Here is a 17,911-nt window from a genome sequence, read left to right as displayed (position 1 = left end):
CTCAAAAAGATGCGGTTTTCGGCAAAAATGAGTCGATATACTCAAAAAAAAGCATGTAAAAAAGGAGAAAGATTCGACTAGCTTCATGTAATGGGAAGTGTTGGTCGGATTTTTTGCTTGTCCAAAACAAAAAGTCCTACCGGCATAAAGCCGATAGGACTCGAAAGTCTGCGTGCACGGATACATCGAAGATCCGAACTTAGACTTGTTGAACTTTCATGACATTCGTGTTGCCCGTTTGGCCGATCGGAATGCCCGCGGACAGAACGACGGTATCGCCGGTTTTGATATAGCCCGCTTCGAGCGCGTTGTTGATCGCCACTTCGAACATTTCGTCGGTCGTCGTGACCGTTTCGCCTTTGACCGGAAGCACGCCGTACAGCAGGCTCATTTTCGGCAGCGTTTTTTCGTGTTGCGATACCGCGATGATCGGAGCTTTCGGGCGGTATTTGGAGATCATGCGCGCCGTGAAGCCGGATTCGGTCGAAATAATCAGCGCAGCCGCGTCGAGAACGAGCGAAGCGTTAACGGAGCTTTGGCTGACCACTTCGGTGATGTCGTTCGAGTGCAGGGCGCGTTTGCTGTTGAACTGCACATCGTAGTCGATCATCGTTTCGGCTTTGGCCGCGACGGCCGCCATCGTGCGAACCGACTCCAGTGGGTATTTGCCCGCAGCGGATTCGCCGGATAACATGACGCAGTCCGCGCCTTGCAGCACCGCGTTCGCCACGTCGCTGACTTCGGAACGCGTAGGGCGCGGGTTGACCTGCATCGACTCCAGCATGTGCGTTGCCACGATAACCGGCTTGCCGGCCAGGTTACATTTGTCGATCATCAGCTTTTGCGCGGCAGGAACGTCTTGTACCGGCACTTCAACACCCAGATCGCCGCGCGCGACCATGATGCCGTCGGAAGCTTCGATGATATCGTCGAGATTGTCCATGCCTTCTTCGTTTTCGATCTTGGAGATGATCTGAACGTGGTCGGCTCCGTTTTCGGTAAGGATACGGCGGATCTCGCGAATGTCTTCGCCTTTGCGCACGAAGGAAGCCGCGATAATTTCAACGTTTTCGCTCAGGCCGTAGTTGATATGCATCACGTCGCGTTCCGTTACGCCCGGCAGGCTTGTTTTGACGCCTGGCAGGTTAACGCCTTTGCGGGGTTTCAAGCGGCCACCGTTCAAGATCGTGCAGTAAATTTCGCCGCCTTCGATTTTCAGAACGTCCAGCGCGATCAGGCCGTCGTCGATCAGGATGCGGTCCCCGGCTTTGACGTCTTCGTTCAGCTTCGGATAGTTGACGCCGATACGGTCCGCCGTGCCGAGCACGTCCGGTTCGGTCGTGAGGATCAGTTCGCTGCCCGCTTCCAGTTGCACGAATTCGTCCTGGAACTTACCGATACGCACTTCCGGTCCTTTGATGTCCATCATGATCGGCACGAAAGTGTTCAGCTCCGCCGCGGCTTGACGGACTTTGCGAATACGCTCGCTATGGTCGGCCGGTTCGCCGTGCGCCATGTTCAGGCGGGCAACGGTCATACCGGATGTAATCATTTCTTTCAGCATTTCGACAGTATCGCAAGCAGGTCCCATGGTACATACAATCTTCGTTTTCATAGTCGGTAAAAGCCTCCTCGGGTTTTCTTGAGCTTGGGGGTTGTTGTTCCTCCCGAAGCTTGAAGATCATCGCGTGCTCGGCGTCGGGAAGATCAGTACGTCATTCGCCGAATGCTGCCTGATCAACGCTTGATTCAGAGGATTACGGTCGGCTGAAACGCAGATGCTTTTTTCGGTGCGTTTCAACCGGGCGTAACCTTACTTACTAGCGTTGACCAGGGAATAGACGGAGACAACGTACTGGATTCGCTCTTTTATTGTATACCCGTTATTCACGGATTGATTGGCGCTTACAACAACCTTTTAACGTTATTGTAACGCCGGGGCAAGCAGGATGAAATGACATATAGTACAATGTAGGAAACATAGTACGATGGGGTGAAAACGCGTATGCCAAAAGTGGAAGACGTGCATCAGGACAACGGGGCGGAATGGTACGAACAAGCCGAGACGGGAAAAGATTGTTATTTGCTTACACTGGCGACATACGGAAAATGTATCTACTGGGTGGACGGAGAACGAAATATTATGGAACGCGGCGATGTGCTGCTGATTCCGGCGCATACCCCCTATTACGGGAAAAGCGTACCGACGCTCACCCATACGAAAACGGTCGTCGGCTTCACGGTATCGGCGGAAGATGCGGGCGCGCTGCCTTTGCTTCGACATGATCGAGCTTATAAAAGGCGGTTGGGGCGCTACGAGTCGGTTCACGAACGAATTCGTATTTTACGTGAACAATGGAATGATCGGCCGTCGTACTATGAGCTAATGGCGCAGTCGATTCTCACGGAGCTGTTGATCGACATCAGCCGGGAATTCGATCGCGGCTTGATTCAGAGCGAGAAGCAGCGACATGTCGAGCATATGAAGCGTCATGTGGAGCGGCATTATCGGGAAAAGATTACGAAAGAAGTGCTCGGCGAGGTCATCAACCGCACGCCGAACTACGCCGCTTCGCTATTCAAGGAAGTGACCGGACGTACGATCAGCGAATGCGTGCATCGGCAACGGATGAAGCGCGCCGTCTATATGCTGGAAGAGTCCAGACTGAACGCGGCGGAGATCGCGGAGTTTCTGGGTTACAAAGACGTCTCGTACTTTTACCGGATGTTCAAAAAGATCACGGGCGGCTCGCCTTCGGCGTTGTTGAAAGATCGGCGGGATTAAAAGGACAATGCAGATGAAGCTGGCAGTTCGGCGATCGGATTCGTGCTTGAGCCGTATAACGTTCAAACAAAGGCAGAAATACAGTTAATTCGAACATATGGGATTTGAAAAACAAATACCTGCATATCTCCATTTATTTAGAGGCAGACAGCGTGATTTAGCGTAAAAAGCCTTATTTAAATGGAGATATGCTTTTATTTTATCTAAAAGAGCGGAAACGGGAAAAACAACTGGATATTTGCAGGTATTAAGCTGCCGGGTGCGGGCGTATGACAAGCTGTTTGTATCTTGCCAACGCTAAAGGCAAGATTACGTCCGCCTAAAATGCACCCAAAGCGTGTGCGTTTCAGGCGAACGTCAACCTCTGATTGAGAGCGGGTAAGCTCCTAAAGTTCCGGCTGCTCGCGGTAAGCCGTCGGCGATAGGCCGCAGACTCGCTTGAACATTTTGGAGAACAGGAACGGGTCCGGGTAGCCGACGGATCTCGCGACGTCGCTGACGGAAAGCGACGGATTGCGCAGCAGTTCCCGCGCGCGGCGCATGCGGTATTGCAGCAGGAAGGTCTGGAGCGGAACGCCATAGGCGTTCTTGAACAGGCTCGACAGATACGTCCGGTCGAGCCCCACGGCGCTGGCGATATCTTCCGCGCCGAGCTTGCGGCTATAGCCGTTCTCGATCACGGCGGCCGCTTTAGACAAATGCGCCTCCCTCGCTGGGGGAGGCGTATTGGCGCGCGCCGTTTGCTTCGGCGCGCTGGCGACCAGCGCAGCCAGCAGGCGGTACACTTCCGCCTGCGCCAGCAGGTCGCCGCCGGGCTGCCGGCGTGCCTCCAGCAGCCCGGCGTAAAAGCGCTCGAACGGCGACACGTCCGCCGCCGCGTATACCGGAGAACCGGCCGACAGCCCGGCCCGCTCAAGCAGCGCGCGGACATGCAGTCCGCGCAGCCCGATCCAGGCGTAGACCCACGGATCGTCGGGGTCCGCCTCGTAATGCACGAGCGTATCGGGCGCGATCAGGAAGCCTTGCCCGGCCGCGAGCGGATACTCGCGGCCTTCGGAGCGGAAAATGCCTTTGCCGCTATAAATGTAATGCAAAATGAAAGCATCGCGCAGCCCCGGCCCCCAGAAATGGGCGGGCGCGCACTCCTCGCGCCCGTAGAACAGCAGCGAAAGCTCGCTCTGCATGCGGGTCTCCTCGGGCGTATGCGTGAATTGTTCGGCGGGCATGGATGTTGCTCCTTTCGGTATCCAAATCAGGATCGGCACAGCAAGCAAGCAAGCGTAAAATTATGAGCAGAAGCAGAAGCAGAAGCAGAAGCAGAAGCAGAAGCAGAAGCAGAAGCAGAAGCAGAAGCGTCCGTAAAAGCGAGCCGAAAGTGCGACGCACCGAATATTGACTTTTCGTCAGCATTTCTGCGCATTTTCCGGAAAAATAGAGCAAATGTTGACCATATGCACATACTTTCGCTGAAAAACGTCGATTTAAAGCCAATTCAGAAGAAAATGTGAGCGAAAGTCAACATTTTTGCTGAAGGAGCGAATTCGGATCGAAAATGTGAGCGTTTGGTCAACATTTCCGATTCGTTTTTTTGCCAAACCGCCTCATCAGATCGAAACTTCTTTTGAAACGGCAGATTGAACGGCAACTATTCAGTAACCCTTCCAATTCATTTGCCGACTTCGACCGAACCCGCTCCCGCGAAACGACCCGAAGCCGGTTAAACCGTCCGACTTTCGATCCTCTTCATTCAAAGTCGCTTATGGGAGTTTGACGAAACTATCATATCTTGCATTATAACAAACAATCCTTCCATTACTCCATGTCTTCCTGTAAGCGTTACCGTTATAGTGGAGACATCCAATAATCACCAACAAGGAGGCGGAAGGAAATGAATAAAATTACTTTTATCGGCGCGGGGAGTACGGTTTTCGTACGGAACGTTTTGGGTGACATCATGCTGACTCCGGCGCTTCAAGGGTTCGAGCTGGCGCTGTTCGATATCAATCCGCAGCGGTTGCACGAGTCCGAGACCTTGCTTCGTGCCATGAAAAATACGGCGAACAGCCAATGCGAGATCCAATCATACACGGATCGCAAACAAGCGCTGCAAGGCGCGAAATACGTCATCAACGCGATCCAGGTCGGCGGCTACGATCCGTGCACGATCACCGACTTCGAAGTGCCGAAAAAGTACGGACTGCGGCAAACGATCGCGGATACGCTGGGGATCGGTGGCATTTTCCGCAATCTGCGCACCATCCCGGTCATGCTGGACATCGCCGCCGATATGCGCGAAGTCTGCCCGGACGCCTGGTTCCTGAACTATACCAACCCGATGGCGGTGCTCACGAACGTGATGAACACGGCGGGCGGCATCAAAACGGTCGGCCTGTGCCACAGCGTGCAGCAGTGCGTGCCGGGGCTGTTCGAAAATCTGGGCATGGACGCGACGAACGTTCGGGCCAAGATCGCGGGCATCAATCATATGGCGTGGCTGCTCGAAGTGACGCGCGACGGCGAAGACCTGTACCCGGAAATCAAACGCCGCGCGGCCGAAAAACAAAAAGAAAAGCATCACGATATGGTGCGTTACGAGCTGATGAACCGGTTCGGCTTTTACGTCACGGAATCGTCCGAGCATAACGCCGAATACCATCCGTACTTTATCAAAAAGAACTATCCCGAACTGATCGAACGTTTCAATATTCCGCTGGACGAGTATCCGCGCCGCTGCGTGAACCAGATCCGCGAATGGGGCGAAGTGCGCGACGGCTTGATGCAAAGCGAATCGTTGGCGCATACGCGCAGCATCGAATACGCTTCGCATATTCTCGAAGCGATGGAGACGGACAAGCCGATCAAGATCGCGGGCAACGTGATGAACAACGGCCTGATCACGAATCTTCCGCAGGACGCGTGCGTCGAAGTGCCGTGCCTGGTCGATGCTTCGGGCGTGAATCCGACCTATGTCGGCGCGCTGCCTCCGCAGCTTGCGGCGCTCAACCAGACCAATATCAATACGCAGCGACTGACGATCGAAGCGGCTCTGACGGGAAAAAGGGAGCATGTCTACCACGCCGCGCTGCTCGATCCGCACACCGCGGCCGAACTGTCGATCGACGATATCGTAGCGCTGTGCGACGACCTGATCGAAGCGCACGGCGATTGGCTGCCGCAGTTCGGCGATCGCCGCGAAACGGCATCCGCGATTCGGTAAAAAGCGAAAAGCCTGCCCCTGCGCAGGCTTTTTTGCTTTTTCCGACTGATTTTCCGCAACGTCTTTGGTAAACTAGGGTCAAATCTACAGAAGGCTTTTGTTCGAACCGACCCGTCTTCACAAATCAATCCGGAAACGAGGACCCTATCCACATGAACATCGGCAAAAAAATGTCCCTGTCCCTCCTGGCGATCTTGCTGCTGTTGCCGCTGCTGGCTGCTCCCGGCACGAACGCCGTCGAAGCGGCGTCCGCAAGCGCCTCGGCCAAAAACAAAACCGTCATCGGCGTCTCGGTCGCCACGCTGTGGAAATCGCCGGGCATCGCGCGCAAGCTGGATGCCCCTTCGCTGACCGCGCCTGCCGACCCGGCCGCCTGGACCGCCGCGATGAACACGACCGAAAAGCGCAGATGGCTCACCGGCAAGACCGAGACGCAAGCGCTGTACGGGCGCGAAGTCAAAATCGTGCAAACGAAAGGAAGCTGGTCGCAGGTCGTCGTCACCGATCAGTCCACGTTCAAAAGCCGCTACGGCTATCCCGGCTGGCTGCCCACGGCGCAGTTGAAATCCGTGCCCGCCACCGAATGGTCGCGCACCTCGGGCAAAGAAGCAATCGTGAGCGCCAAGACCGCGACCCTGTTCAAAACGGACGGCAAAAGCAAACTGCTCGAGCTGAGTTTCGGCACGCGTCTTCCGGTAACGTCGGAGAACGGCGAATGGGTCGAGGTGCGGACGCCGCAGCACGGCATCGCCCGCTTGTCCGCCGCGGACGTGAAGATCGCGACGATCGGCAAAACGGACACGCAGCCGACCGGGCAGCAGTTGGTGGAGACGGGCAAAATGTTCCTCGGGCTTCCTTACTTATGGGCGGGAACGTCGGCGTACGGTTTCGACTGCTCCGGCTTTACGGGCGCGATCTACGCGTATTACGGCATTTCGCTTCCGCGCGACGCGTCGGAGCAGGCCGTAGCGGGTAAAGCCGTAACAAAGGCGGATTTGCAGCCGGGTGACTTGATGTTTTTCGCGCATAACAACGGCAAAGGCAGCGTGCACCACGTCGCGATGTATATCGGAGACGGCAAAATGATGCACTCGCCCAAAGCGGGCAAAACGGTCGAGATCATCCCGATTTCCACGGCCGGTTACGCCAACGAGTTTTCGGGCGCCAGACGTTATTTGAACGATTAAATTAAAATTTTACGGAAAAAGAAACCGAATTTCGCGTACTCCGTAAAAGAAAGCATGAAAAGTCGCGATGATTTCTTTTCACAGGCGCAAACGAAGGGATCGGCCGATTCGTACTTCGTATCCGCGTCCCATTTCATGATAAAAGGAGAGGTTGCATATGAAAATTTCTAAAATTTTGTTGTTGGTCGGCGCGGTGTTCGAACTGCTGCTGGCGATTCCGGTGTTGGGCGGCGCTTTCGTGATCGGAACCGGTTATACGGCGCTCGGCTTTATGTTTGTGTATCATTTGGTCACGTTGGTGTTTGCGGCCCGCGAACGCGTGCCGGTGTACGGACCGATCGTAGGTATGGTCACGGCAGCGCTGGCATGGATTCCGATTTTGGGCTGGATCATGCATTTGGCGAGCGGCATCGTGTTGTTGTTCAACGCGTTGAGCGGGCAGCAGCGCATCAATTCCGATCGTTCGGACGCGCAACGCCGTTTCTACTAAGATTGCCAAACGAACATTACCGAACGAAGATCGCCAAACGCTTCTCCACACGGAGAAGCGTTTTTTTGCGCGGATATGAATAAACTCACAGGAGGCAAGCGCGGAATATGGCACACTGGAAGTATAAAATGTAAAAATTTTCATAACGAAATTTGCAGCTATTCGAAAGGATGACCGTCCCATGTCCCGTTTCTTTTTTCGCTATACGTTACAAAACAAATCGCTGCGGCTGATTGTGGGCGTCACGGCGGGCTTGTCCGCGTTGATGCTGCTGGTGGCGCTGTTCTCATACAACCATTACCGCAAAGCGCTGGATCAGGAGATCAATACGCCGAATGTCGAGCTGCTCCAGATCAACGCGGACGTGACCAACAGGGAAGTTCGGGCGGCCGACAACGGCGCGGTGGACGCGTCGTTTCATGCTTCGGTGATCGCGCTGCTGAACGCTTCGGCGTCCGATCAAGCGTCTTTGGCGGGTGCGGCGCTCGATTATTTGAAAACGTTATCGCTGCAATCGGACATCCGGGGCATCGCCGTGGTCGATTTCGCGCACGGCTCGGTGCTGTCCAGCGATTACGGGTACCGAGCGGATTGGAACGCGGCGCCGGATCGCGGATGGACGCCGTGGATACGCGAAGCGGAAAACAAGCCGCTGCTGCTCAAACGCCGCACGGCCGAACCGGACGGCGCGCCGCCGCTCGAACTGCTGTCGATCGTTCGTCCGGTGTCGGATCAAGGGCGGGTCGTCGGCGCGGTCGTGGTCGATCTCGATTATGACGCGTTGTTTTCCAAAATGTATCTGCATCCGAACACGTACCAATACGTCTACGATCTCGACGGCCATCTGATCTATCCCAAGCTGGACAATCCGCTGCCGCGCGGCGAGATGGACAACGTGCTGGCGCAGCTCGACGTGCGGCCGTTCGAATACGTCAAAGTCGACGGACGCGATTATTTGGCGAATCAGGCTTTTTCGGACGTGACGGGGTGGCGGATGATCTCGCTTGTCCCGATGGACGTGCTGCTCAAAAACGCCAAAACCGCGCGCAACGCCATGCTGTCGCTGGCCGTGATCTCGGTGCTGGCGGGCGGCGCGGCGGTGAGTTTTTACAGTTTTGCCGCTTTTCGTCCGCTGAAGCGGATACGCAGTCTGGTCGCTAGCGAAAGCGGCGGCGGATTATCCGCGCCCCGCACGCTGGACGAATTGGAGCCGGTGATCGGCAAGCTGATGGGCGATTTGTCCGGCGGCGCTTTGGCGGCAACGGCCGGGCTGCCCGAGCTGCGTTCCAAATACGTGCAGGATCTGTTGGGCAGCCGGATCGGAGCGCGCGAGATGCGGGCGAAATGGGAAAGCCATTTTCGCGATTGGACGGCGGAAGGACTGTATATCGCCGTTTTTTCGATCGACCGCTACCGGGAATGGGCGGATCGGTACGACGAGGAAGATCGGCGGCTGCTGCATTACGCGATGGAAAATATTGCGCTGGAGCGGCTCGGCGGCGCCTGGCGGACAGCCGGGACGAGGCGGGAGCGCGACAGCCTGATCCTGCTCATGCAGCCCGTCGATGCCGAATCGCCGCCGATCGACGACAGCGCTGCGGATATTTTGCGGGCGCTGCACGAGTTTCTCGGCGTATCGGCTTCGTCCGGGCGGAGCGGTCCGTTCACGGGCGCTTCCGGCTTGCCTCACGCTTACGAACAGGCTTGCGCGGCGTTAAACGAACGGCTGTACGCGGGGTACGGACAGGTACATGCGTATACATCGGAACGGACGGACCGTCGCGCAAGCCGGGATGACGGAAAATGGATCGCCGATCTCGAAACGTCGCTGACGGCGGGCGAAGAAGCACAAGCCGCGGAACTTATTTCCGGCTGGCTGGACGATTTGTCGCCAGACAACGCCGATCCGAACGATGTCTATGCGACGGCGGATACGTTGATTCGGCGCCTGATCGCTTTTTTCCCGCAAACGAACAAGCCGCTGCCGACCGAGCTGGCCGATTATACGCGCCGTCAAGCGGATACGATGAGTCTGGATGATCTGGGCAAACTGCTGACGCGCCAAACGAAAGCTATTGCTGCGTCGTTCGCCGAACGCACATTGTCCAAAGAACATCGCATGGCGGAAGAAATGAAGGCCTATATGCGCGACAATCTGGCTGCGAATATCGGGGTGCAGGACGTGGCGCAGCAAGTCGGGATGGGCATCTCTTCGGTCAGCTCCATGTTCAAAGACGCCACGGGACAGACCGTATACGAGTACCTGACGCAGATTCGGATGGAAGCGGCCTGCGGGCTGCTCGAAAGCGGAGGATTGAAGATCGCCGAGATCGCGCTGCGCACGGGGTATCAGAATGAGAACAGCTTTATCCGGGCTTTTCGCAAGCACAAAGGGCTGACGCCGGGCAAATACCGGGAACTATGCCGATCCTCCGGCGGATATGCAGATGCTCCAAAGCTTGAAAAAACCGTTTTTGCGGACCGAACGGACGAATGAACGATTGCCGGAAAAGAGCGCGCGGACCTACACTGACATCAGCGGCCCGCACCGGAGCTTTCCGAACCGAACGTTCACTCTCCCGAAAAAATAGAATTGTGAATTTTTTCTCAAATGGATGGGGTGAAAAAGATGGACCGACTGAAAAGCAAAAAAGCGGGATACGCCGCGGCGGCCGTGTTGCTGGTATTGGCGGTGATCGGATCGGGCGTCGCGTTCAAAGGCATGTGGTTCGGACAAAACGGCACGGTTCGCGAATCCGAAAAAACGTTTCCCAACCGACCGATTACGCTGATCGTGCCGTATTCGGCCGGAGGAGGCACCGACACGATGGCGCGGGCGCTGGCCGAAGCCGCGCAGCGGCAGTTGGGTCAGCCGATCACGGTCGTCAACCGGACCGGAGGAGGCGGCGCGGTCGGATTGATGGAAGGCGCGGAAGCCAGAGCGGACGGATACACCGTGACGTTCATGGTATCCGAGCTGACCATCTTGCCGCATCTGGGGCTGCTGCCGATCACGTACCGCGACTTCAAGCCGATCGCGCAAACGAGTTTCGATCCGTCGGCGATCACCGTCCGGGCGGACGCGAAATGGCAAAACGCGGCCGAGTTTTTGGCCGACGCCAAAGCGCATCCGGGCGAGATCAAGATGGGCAACGCCGGAACCGGCAGTATCTGGCATTTGGCCGCCGTCACGCTGGAGCAGGGAACGGGCGCCGAATTCCGCCATATCCCGTACGAAGGCGCGGGCCCGGCCGTCTCGGCGCTGCTGAGCGGCTTCGTCGACGCGGTGCCCGTCAGTCCGGCGGAAGTCAAAAGCGACGTGGACGCGGGCAAGCTGCGCACGCTCGTCGTCAACGCCGACGAACGTTCGGCGGCGCTGCCGGACGTGCCGACGCTGGAAGAAGCGACGGGGATGCGTACCGATTTCGCGGGTACGTTTCGCGGGTTGGCCGTTCCGGCAGGCACGCCGGACGATACGGCCGCTATTCTTGAACGCGCTTTCATGCAAGCGGCGCAGGATGAGGAGTTTCAAAGCAAGATGAACGAAAGCGGTTTGGGGCTGCTTGTTCGCGGAGGCGAAGACTTCAAGCGGTTGTTGCAGCAAAGTCACGACCGATTTGCCGAGATGATTCCGGAGCTGGGACTGAGCCGGAATTGACGGCGAAGCGGAACATCCGATACCGAGGAAGGTGCTTACTATGAAAATCAAGCAAACCATCGACAAAATTCCCGGCGGCATGATGCTGATTCCGCTGTTTCTGGGAGCGCTGATTCATACGTTGTGGGGAGAGGCCGGGGAGTATTTCGGTTCGTTCACCAAAGGATTGATGACCGGTACCGTGCCGATTCTAGCCGTCTGGTTTTTCTGCATGGGGGCTTCGATCGACGTGCGGGCGACCGGAACGGTGCTGCGTAAATCCGGCACGCTGGTCTTGACCAAGATCGCCGTCGCCTGGGTCGTCGCGTTGATCGCGATGCAGTTCCTGCCGGTCGGCGGGATCGAAAAAGGAATCTTCGCCGGGCTGTCGGTGCTGGCTTTGATCTCGGCGATGGATATGACCAACGGCGGGCTGTACGCTTCGATCATGCAGCAGTACGGAACCAAAGAAGAAGCGGGCGCTTTCGTACTGATGTCTCTGGAATCCGGCCCGCTGATGACCATGATTATTCTGGGCAGCACGGGTATGGCCGTATTCGAGCCGCATACGTTCGTCGGCGCGGTGCTTCCGTTCCTTGTCGGCTTCGCGCTAGGCAATATCGACCATGATCTGCGCGCTTATTTCGGCAAAGCGACGCAAACGCTGATCCCGTTTTTCGGCTTCGCATTGGGCAGTTCGATCGATCTGACCGTGATCTGGCAAACCGGGCTGCTCGGCATCATGCTGGGCCTGACGGTCATCGTCGTGACCGGCATCCCGCTGATGCTGGCCGACCGCTTTATCGGCGGCGGCAACGGCACCGCCGGCCTGGCCGCTTCCAGCACCGCCGGAGCCGCGGTCGCCAATCCGATGATCGTCGCCACGATGAAGCCGGAATTCATGCCCGCCGCCGAAGCCGCGACGGCGCTGGTCGCGGCCTCGATCATCGTCACCTCCATCCTGGTGCCGATCCTGACCGCTTATTGGTCCGGCTACGTGGCCCGCAAAAAAGGCATCCGGCCGGGCATCGCACCGGCCGCAGGCGCGATTTCCGCGCCGCCGTCTTCGGCCAGCGACAAGCCGAAAACGGTGTAAGGCGTAGACGCGGGCAAATGCGTCAAAGCGCTACGCAGCCGGTGTGAAGCGCGGATCGCGGATCGCCTGTTCGGCATCCGCCAACCCGAAAAGATCTCGTTCCCCGCTTTGCGGTGGGGACGGGATCTTTTTATCGGCAATTGAAAAAATAAGTGCGCATATGCACTTATTTTTCGCCAATCGCCCGTCCTGAGGGAAATAAGTGCTCAGATACAATTATTTCGAGCAAAAAGAAGCTATAGGATCGAAAAATCAGCAAATAGTTGAATTTTCGCACTTATTTGCTCCAAATCGCGAGATATGAAGAAAATAAGAGTATTCTGGCACTTATTTTTCGCGGAATAGAGTATTTTTCTTGGGTTGACAGGGAAAAGAGAGCGGACGCGACCTCATGAAGTATTTCGCAGCATGTTCCCGACTCGGTTTGCTCGAATCAAGCACTTCTAGTTGCTATTCCCGCGTCACGTTGCTCGAACCCTGAGCTACAGACGGCTGTTCCCGCATAGTTTTCTTCGAACCTCGGGCTACAGAACGCTATTCCCGCGCCACTTTGTTCAAACCGCGAATTACAGACTGCTTTTTCCGCTTCGTCCTATCGAAATCAGGTGTCTCTACGCCTTTCCCTACTCATCAAATTCCGCTCTCGATCTTCCGCCGTCAACTCTCCATTCCCCCTCACCATCGCGACCTCTATTCTCCATGTTCGATCTCAACGCTCCGTCTTCCACCCACATCGAAAAAAAGCCGCCCCGCAGCCGAATAACGGCTTTGAAGGCGACTCTTTTTCCAACCTTATTGCAAGACTCTTCTGCTTCCCGACGCTCTCGGACAAGCCGCGCAGCCGAAGATCGCTCCGAGCCTTTACGACAACGGTTGTCCGTCGAACGCTTTGATCTCTAGCGGAGCCGTCAGGTACTCTTTTGCCGTAGCGGCGAATGCCGTGAAATGCTCGCTGTTGTTGTGCAGGCCAACGGCTTCCTGATCGCGCCATACTTCGACCATCGTATAGACGTTTTCTTGGGAAACGGCTTTGTGCAGATCGTACGCGATATTGCCTTCTTCGGCTTGCGAAGCTGCGATCAGGCCGGACAGGTTCGCGACGAAATCGGCTTCTTTGGCCGGATTAACGTGAAAAGTAGCGTGAATGATAATCATGTCTGCATGCTCCTTATATGAATCTCGCCGCTGCGTATGAAAAAGTAAAAGCCGTATTCATTTGTACGCGACGGCGGATAGGGGATGTTCTTAGTGCCACTCTGTCGTGCGAGCTACGTCCAGACGCGAAGAAGAGTGACCTTCTTTGGCTGCTTTGCCGATCGAGATCAGCATAACCGGAACGTGACGGGCTGGATCGAAGCCGAAAGCTTCGGTTACTTTTTCTTTGTCGTAGCCGCCGATCGGGTTGGTGTCATAGCCGTGTGCGCGAGCAACCAGCATGAATTGCATCGACACCAGACCTGCGTCGATCAGGACGGAATCGCGTTTCATTTCAGTCGGCATGCCGTTCAGCAGCGGGAGGTACGAAGCGAGCTGCTGGTCTTTGATTTCTTGCGGCATATAGCCCAGTTCAACGGCTTTGGTGAAGATTTCGTCCGCGTATTCCGTGAAGTTCAGATCGCCGAACACGGCCAGAACGGCCGAAGACGTCTGTACTTGGTTGCCGTTGAATTTAGCCAGCGGAAGCAGTTTGGCTTTGGCTTCGTCGCTTTCGATCACGGCAAAACGCCAAGGCTGCATGTTCACGGACGAAGGAGCAAGAGTCGCTTCTTCCAGCATTTGCGTCATTTCTTCGCGGCTGATTTTGACGGAGGAATCATAGTAACGAACGGAACGACGGCTTTTCAGAACTTCCAGGAAATCTTGGGTTTTTTGTACACTGCTCATGGGATGGCAGCTCCTTTTCAAATAGATTGGGTTGTGCTTGTTGAGAGGCTTGAGCGTATGCGCAAGTTCGCCTATTGTTCGCGACTCGCGCACACGTCATAATTGCGACGAATTTATTGATCGGCGCAATAGATTAAAGGGTATCGGCGTTGCGCTGCATCCGTTCCAGCATATTGGCCAGCCTTTCGCGTTCCTCGGCATCGAAGCCATGAAACAGATCTTCGATCAGACGCGACTTTTCCTGCACAAAACCTTCGATATGCTCACGTCCGCGTTCAGTGAGGTGGACCAAAGTAACCCGGTTATCGTCAGGGCAATTACGCCGACTCACGAAGTCTTTGGCTTCGAGCTGCTTAAGGTGACGAGTAACGGCGGCACCGTCGATCCCGAGCGATTTTTGAAGGGCGGTTTGGCCTACCTCTTCAGCGGCAAACAATTCTTGCAGCAATCGGAAACGAGTCGCGCTAATCCCTGCACAGCCGGAAAAAGCCGTGCTGATCCGATTGTTTAACAATTGCAGTCTCTCCAGAATGGACGTCTCAGGCGTGACCGGACACATTCGCAGCCTCCCCTTTCTTGATAGAATGATTGATGGGTCAAACATTGATCTGTCAATTAATATAACGGGTCTGCTGAAAAAAAGCAAGTACCTTATTAAAAAATCTTGCGAATCCAGTGAAACCATGCCATTATTTGGGCGTATATCCGCTTAGATAACAGGCGACGATTCATTGACAGTACGTTGCTCCTACATACTTGCGCTTGAACGAGACAACGTACAACGCGTCCAGGCCTTCCGCAAATGAAGCATTTCAAAATCGAGAGGAGTCCACATCATGCAAGATTACAATCAAAACCCGTACAACCCGAACCCGCAAGGCGACCCGAATTCGCGAGACGTCGAGGAAAACAAAACGATCGCGGCACTGTCTTACATTCTGTTCTTCCTGCCTTTGCTGGCCGCCCGCAATTCGCGCTTCGCGATGTATCATGCGAACCAGGGATTACTGCTTCTGTTGGCGATCATAGCCGGTAACATCGTGCTCAGCCTGATCCCTTTCATCGGCTGGATCGTGATGCCGTTCTTCAATATCGCGGTAATCGTCTACATCATCATCGGTATCATGAACGCGGTAAACGGCAAAGTTCAACCTCTGCCGTTCATGCCTAAAATCGATATTCTGAAGTAATCCTCGATAGCTGGTATAGTAAAAGGAAAAGCTATTCGCCGCATGTCGAGCGCGGACACGGCGGATAGATGCAGGAGGATCTTCATGAGCGAGAATCAACAGGCGGACACGACCGCCAAGCAGGTAGCCGAATGGATGGTGGAAGAAATTCGTTTCCGCGGCATCCTGAGACAGGAAGAAGCGATCGCCCACGTTCGCGAACATTTCGGGGAAGCATTCATTTTCGTCAACGAGAATGGCAATGCTTCGCTGGAAAAAGAAGTGAAAAAGGAATTCCGTAAACTGCATCGCGGGCAGATTGCCTGGGATCGGGACGGTTTTATGTGGGGATGGATCGGGTAGGGTTACGAAGAAAGCCGCTGGGGGTTCCCGGCGGCTTTTTGTTTTGGCTTGGAAAACGTCTGGGCTGCGCGGTGCGGTACGTGGGAGCATGGGGCGCCGGGGGAGTACGTGAAATCGCGTGTTGCAATGGGGAGGCTGGATTGGAAGTAGATCAGAGGACGCTTCCCCATTGCAAAGGCTTCTTTCACGCACTCCCCTCTGCCCATCGGTACGTTTGGCGGGGGCGGGACGTTTTTCAAACCAAAGTGAAAAAGTCGGCGGGAAAAAGCTGATTCTTCGTGGGGAGTGAATGGGGAGAGGGAACTAAGAACTAAGAACATACACTGAGTTTTATCAGGGCAGGTTCCTTGATGACCAATGGATCGAGTTTGTTTAAGGTCGCATCTGAACGCGAAAAAGGATTTTCGATGGCTCGAAAATCCTTTTTTTCGGTAGGCGTTATTTGATTTAAGATATCCACATGGGCTTCCCAGCGGACGAAGATGGGTTTTGGATGTCATTGTAGCCATAGATACAGATTGTAGCGAATGAGAATGGATCAGGTTCGAAATCATTGAACTCGGCATTACTGAATCGAAAACACTTCTTTTTTCAGCAACTCTTCCGGTTTTTGCGCGATCGGGTCGCTGTGGAAGTAGTCGCGGATCACGCCGTCTTTGACATAGTTGGCGATCGAGACCATGATCATGCCTTGATCCAGGGCGAGATAGGCTTTGGCGACGTCGCCGGTTTCCATGTTGACGGAATCGTACAAGCCGTATTTGCCTGACATGTTGAGTTTTTTCAGCGCTTTGATGTTTTCGCGAGCTTCTTTCGGCGCGTAGTCCAGAGCCAAGAAGGTCGCATGGGCGGTTACGGTGGCGCCGTCTTTATAGCCCGAGATGCCGAGCGGCGTTGCGGCGAATTCGCTGTATCCGTCGACGGTCGCGGAAGGCGAGAAGCCCCAGGCCGGATAGCCTTTTTCTTTGGCGAAAGCGATCTGTAGATCGACGTGGCGCTGGTTGTTCAAGCCCAAGGCTTGCGTACCCAGATCTTTTTCTTTGATCACGATGCCGGGCATCAGCGCTTCGAACATGCTGCCGCCCCAGCTCGGAACGAACTTTTGGCCTTGATAGGTATAGCTGCCTTCGAATACATCCACGCCGTCGTAATTTACGGTTTTGCCTTCGGGAATTTGAGATTGCCAATCCCATTCTTGCGGCATTGTGCGGTACATTTTCCACCAGTGATCCTGCGGAACGTCGCCTTTGCCGATGGCGATATAGCTGGCGACGCGCGGTTCGGTGTAGAACGTGCCGTAATGATGCTCCGTCAACTCGCCTTTGGCAACGTCGTAACCGCCGCGGAATTGACCGACTTCGGGATCATATAAGGTCGTATAGTTCATGTCATCCACAAGCTTGCTCGTTTGCGCGTTCAATTCCGGATAAGCCTGACCGACCACGATCAGTCCGGCGGACATCCATCCGTTATCGACTTGGGAGATAAACTGTCCCCAGTCTTTTTTGACCGTCGCATCCTCCGTGTTGTACCAGTTGTAGAATAGGCCGTTCCATTTATCCATCTTTTCCAGCGTAGACAGTGTCGTTTGCAGGCGGGAAACGGCTTCTTTTTTCGTAATCAGATTCATTTCATGCGCGGAAACGGTGCTCATCATGTACATGGCGATATTGGTCGGCGAAGTACGCTTGGCTTCTTCCGCGTCTTTGGCATTTTTGCCGTTCATTCGAACTTCGTCAGACGTTAATCCTGTTTTCTCGTCCGTAAAGTCTTTAAAATACTTGTATGTCTTTTTAGATAACGCTTTCAATTCAGAAGTGAACCCAGCGGGTTTATTTGCGGTTTGAGCGGAAGCGATCGGCGACAACGACAAATGGGCGAGCAGGCAAAAAGCAAAAACAAAGCTGAACATCGTTACTTTTTTCACGGCGTTTCTCCTTTCTAAATTGGAAATCGAAACGTTTCGTGGGCAATCATAACCTAATAACCCCTTCCTTTAGAATTTAAACGCTTTTCAAACAATTAAAGTGTAGAAGAAGAATGCGGATGTAGGTTTCGGTGGCTTTTTGGTTCGGAAAATGCC

At 54.9% G+C, this 17,911-nt stretch carries 15 protein-coding genes; 9 read left to right on the top strand and 6 right to left on the bottom strand.

The features are described from left to right. Positions 1-199: 199 nt before the first annotated feature. Complete coding sequence (gene pyk, locus WKI47_RS18085; protein WP_340228576.1) at positions 200-1,615, bottom strand: pyruvate kinase; 1,416 nt, start codon at positions 1,613-1,615, stop codon at positions 200-202. 390 nt (positions 1,616-2,005) lie between these two features. Between pyk and WKI47_RS18080 the strand changes: the two genes are divergently transcribed. Next, positions 2,006-2,785 carry a helix-turn-helix domain-containing protein gene (locus tag WKI47_RS18080; protein WP_340228575.1) on the top strand — a complete coding sequence of 260 codons (780 nt, stop codon included), beginning with the start codon at positions 2,006-2,008 and terminating at the stop codon, positions 2,783-2,785. Between the two features lie 386 nt (positions 2,786-3,171). Here WKI47_RS18080 and WKI47_RS18075 read toward each other — a convergent pair whose 3' ends face one another. Then, entirely contained in the window at positions 3,172-3,969 is a 798-nt protein-coding gene (locus WKI47_RS18075; protein ID WP_340228707.1) for an AraC family transcriptional regulator, read from the bottom strand. A gap of 704 nt (positions 3,970-4,673) precedes the next feature. Here WKI47_RS18075 and WKI47_RS18070 point away from each other — a divergent pair. From WKI47_RS18070 to kdgT, 6 genes are all read left to right on the top strand, one after another. Next, positions 4,674-6,002, top strand: a complete 1,329-nt coding sequence (locus tag WKI47_RS18070) for an alpha-glucosidase/alpha-galactosidase (RefSeq protein WP_340228574.1) — start codon at positions 4,674-4,676, stop codon at positions 6,000-6,002. Positions 6,003-6,154: 152 nt separating this feature from the next. Further along, positions 6,155-7,189, top strand: a complete 1,035-nt coding sequence (locus WKI47_RS18065) for a C40 family peptidase (RefSeq protein WP_340228573.1) — start codon at positions 6,155-6,157, stop codon at positions 7,187-7,189. 157 nt (positions 7,190-7,346) lie between these two features. Continuing rightward, positions 7,347-7,679, top strand: coding sequence for a hypothetical protein (locus WKI47_RS18060; RefSeq protein ID WP_340228572.1), 333 nt, complete (start codon positions 7,347-7,349; stop codon positions 7,677-7,679). Positions 7,680-7,860: 181 nt separating this feature from the next. Beyond that, on the top strand, positions 7,861-10,176 hold the full coding sequence (locus tag WKI47_RS18055; protein WP_340228571.1) for an AraC family transcriptional regulator: 2,316 nt from the start codon (positions 7,861-7,863) through the stop codon (positions 10,174-10,176). A 225-nt stretch (positions 10,177-10,401) separates the two neighbouring features. Continuing rightward, entirely contained in the window at positions 10,402-11,337 is a 936-nt protein-coding gene (locus tag WKI47_RS18050; protein WP_425355485.1) for a tripartite tricarboxylate transporter substrate binding protein, read from the top strand. Positions 11,338-11,377: 40 nt separating this feature from the next. Continuing rightward, positions 11,378-12,412: a 2-keto-3-deoxygluconate transporter gene (kdgT, locus tag WKI47_RS18045; protein ID WP_340228569.1), complete on the top strand. Its 1,035-nt coding sequence runs from the start codon at positions 11,378-11,380 to the stop codon at positions 12,410-12,412. A gap of 861 nt (positions 12,413-13,273) precedes the next feature. Here the strand turns inward: kdgT and WKI47_RS18040 are convergent. The 3 genes from WKI47_RS18040 to WKI47_RS18030 form a co-directional block, all read right to left on the bottom strand. Then, the gene (locus tag WKI47_RS18040; protein ID WP_340228568.1) at positions 13,274-13,567 is read right to left on the bottom strand and encodes a putative quinol monooxygenase; all 294 of its coding nucleotides are present in this window, start codon (positions 13,565-13,567) and stop codon (positions 13,274-13,276) included. Positions 13,568-13,657: 90 nt separating this feature from the next. Beyond that, positions 13,658-14,296 (bottom strand): nitroreductase family protein, encoded by a 639-nt coding sequence (locus WKI47_RS18035; RefSeq protein ID WP_340228567.1) that lies wholly within the window; start codon positions 14,294-14,296, stop codon positions 13,658-13,660. A 133-nt stretch (positions 14,297-14,429) separates the two neighbouring features. After that, the gene (locus WKI47_RS18030; RefSeq protein ID WP_340228566.1) at positions 14,430-14,855 is read right to left on the bottom strand and encodes a MarR family transcriptional regulator; all 426 of its coding nucleotides are present in this window, start codon (positions 14,853-14,855) and stop codon (positions 14,430-14,432) included. 277 nt (positions 14,856-15,132) lie between these two features. Between WKI47_RS18030 and WKI47_RS18025 the strand changes: the two genes are divergently transcribed. Together WKI47_RS18025 and WKI47_RS18020 are read left to right on the top strand one after the other, a co-directional pair. Beyond that, positions 15,133-15,486 (top strand): hypothetical protein, encoded by a 354-nt coding sequence (locus WKI47_RS18025; protein ID WP_340228565.1) that lies wholly within the window; start codon positions 15,133-15,135, stop codon positions 15,484-15,486. An 84-nt stretch (positions 15,487-15,570) separates the two neighbouring features. Next, positions 15,571-15,828 carry a DUF6953 family protein gene (locus WKI47_RS18020; protein WP_340228564.1) on the top strand — a complete coding sequence of 86 codons (258 nt, stop codon included), beginning with the start codon at positions 15,571-15,573 and terminating at the stop codon, positions 15,826-15,828. Positions 15,829-16,393: 565 nt separating this feature from the next. On the opposite strand, the gene WKI47_RS18015 is transcribed toward WKI47_RS18020, so the two are convergent. Beyond that, positions 16,394-17,755: a glucoamylase family protein gene (locus WKI47_RS18015; protein WP_340228563.1), complete on the bottom strand. Its 1,362-nt coding sequence runs from the start codon at positions 17,753-17,755 to the stop codon at positions 16,394-16,396. Positions 17,756-17,911: the final 156 nt, after the last annotated feature.

Source organism: Saccharibacillus sacchari (assembly GCF_037722395.1).
Taxonomy (GTDB): domain Bacteria; phylum Bacillota; class Bacilli; order Paenibacillales; family Paenibacillaceae; genus Saccharibacillus; species Saccharibacillus sacchari_A.
Note: the sequence above shows the minus strand (reverse complement) of the source record. Positions and strands in the feature narration are given on the sequence as shown.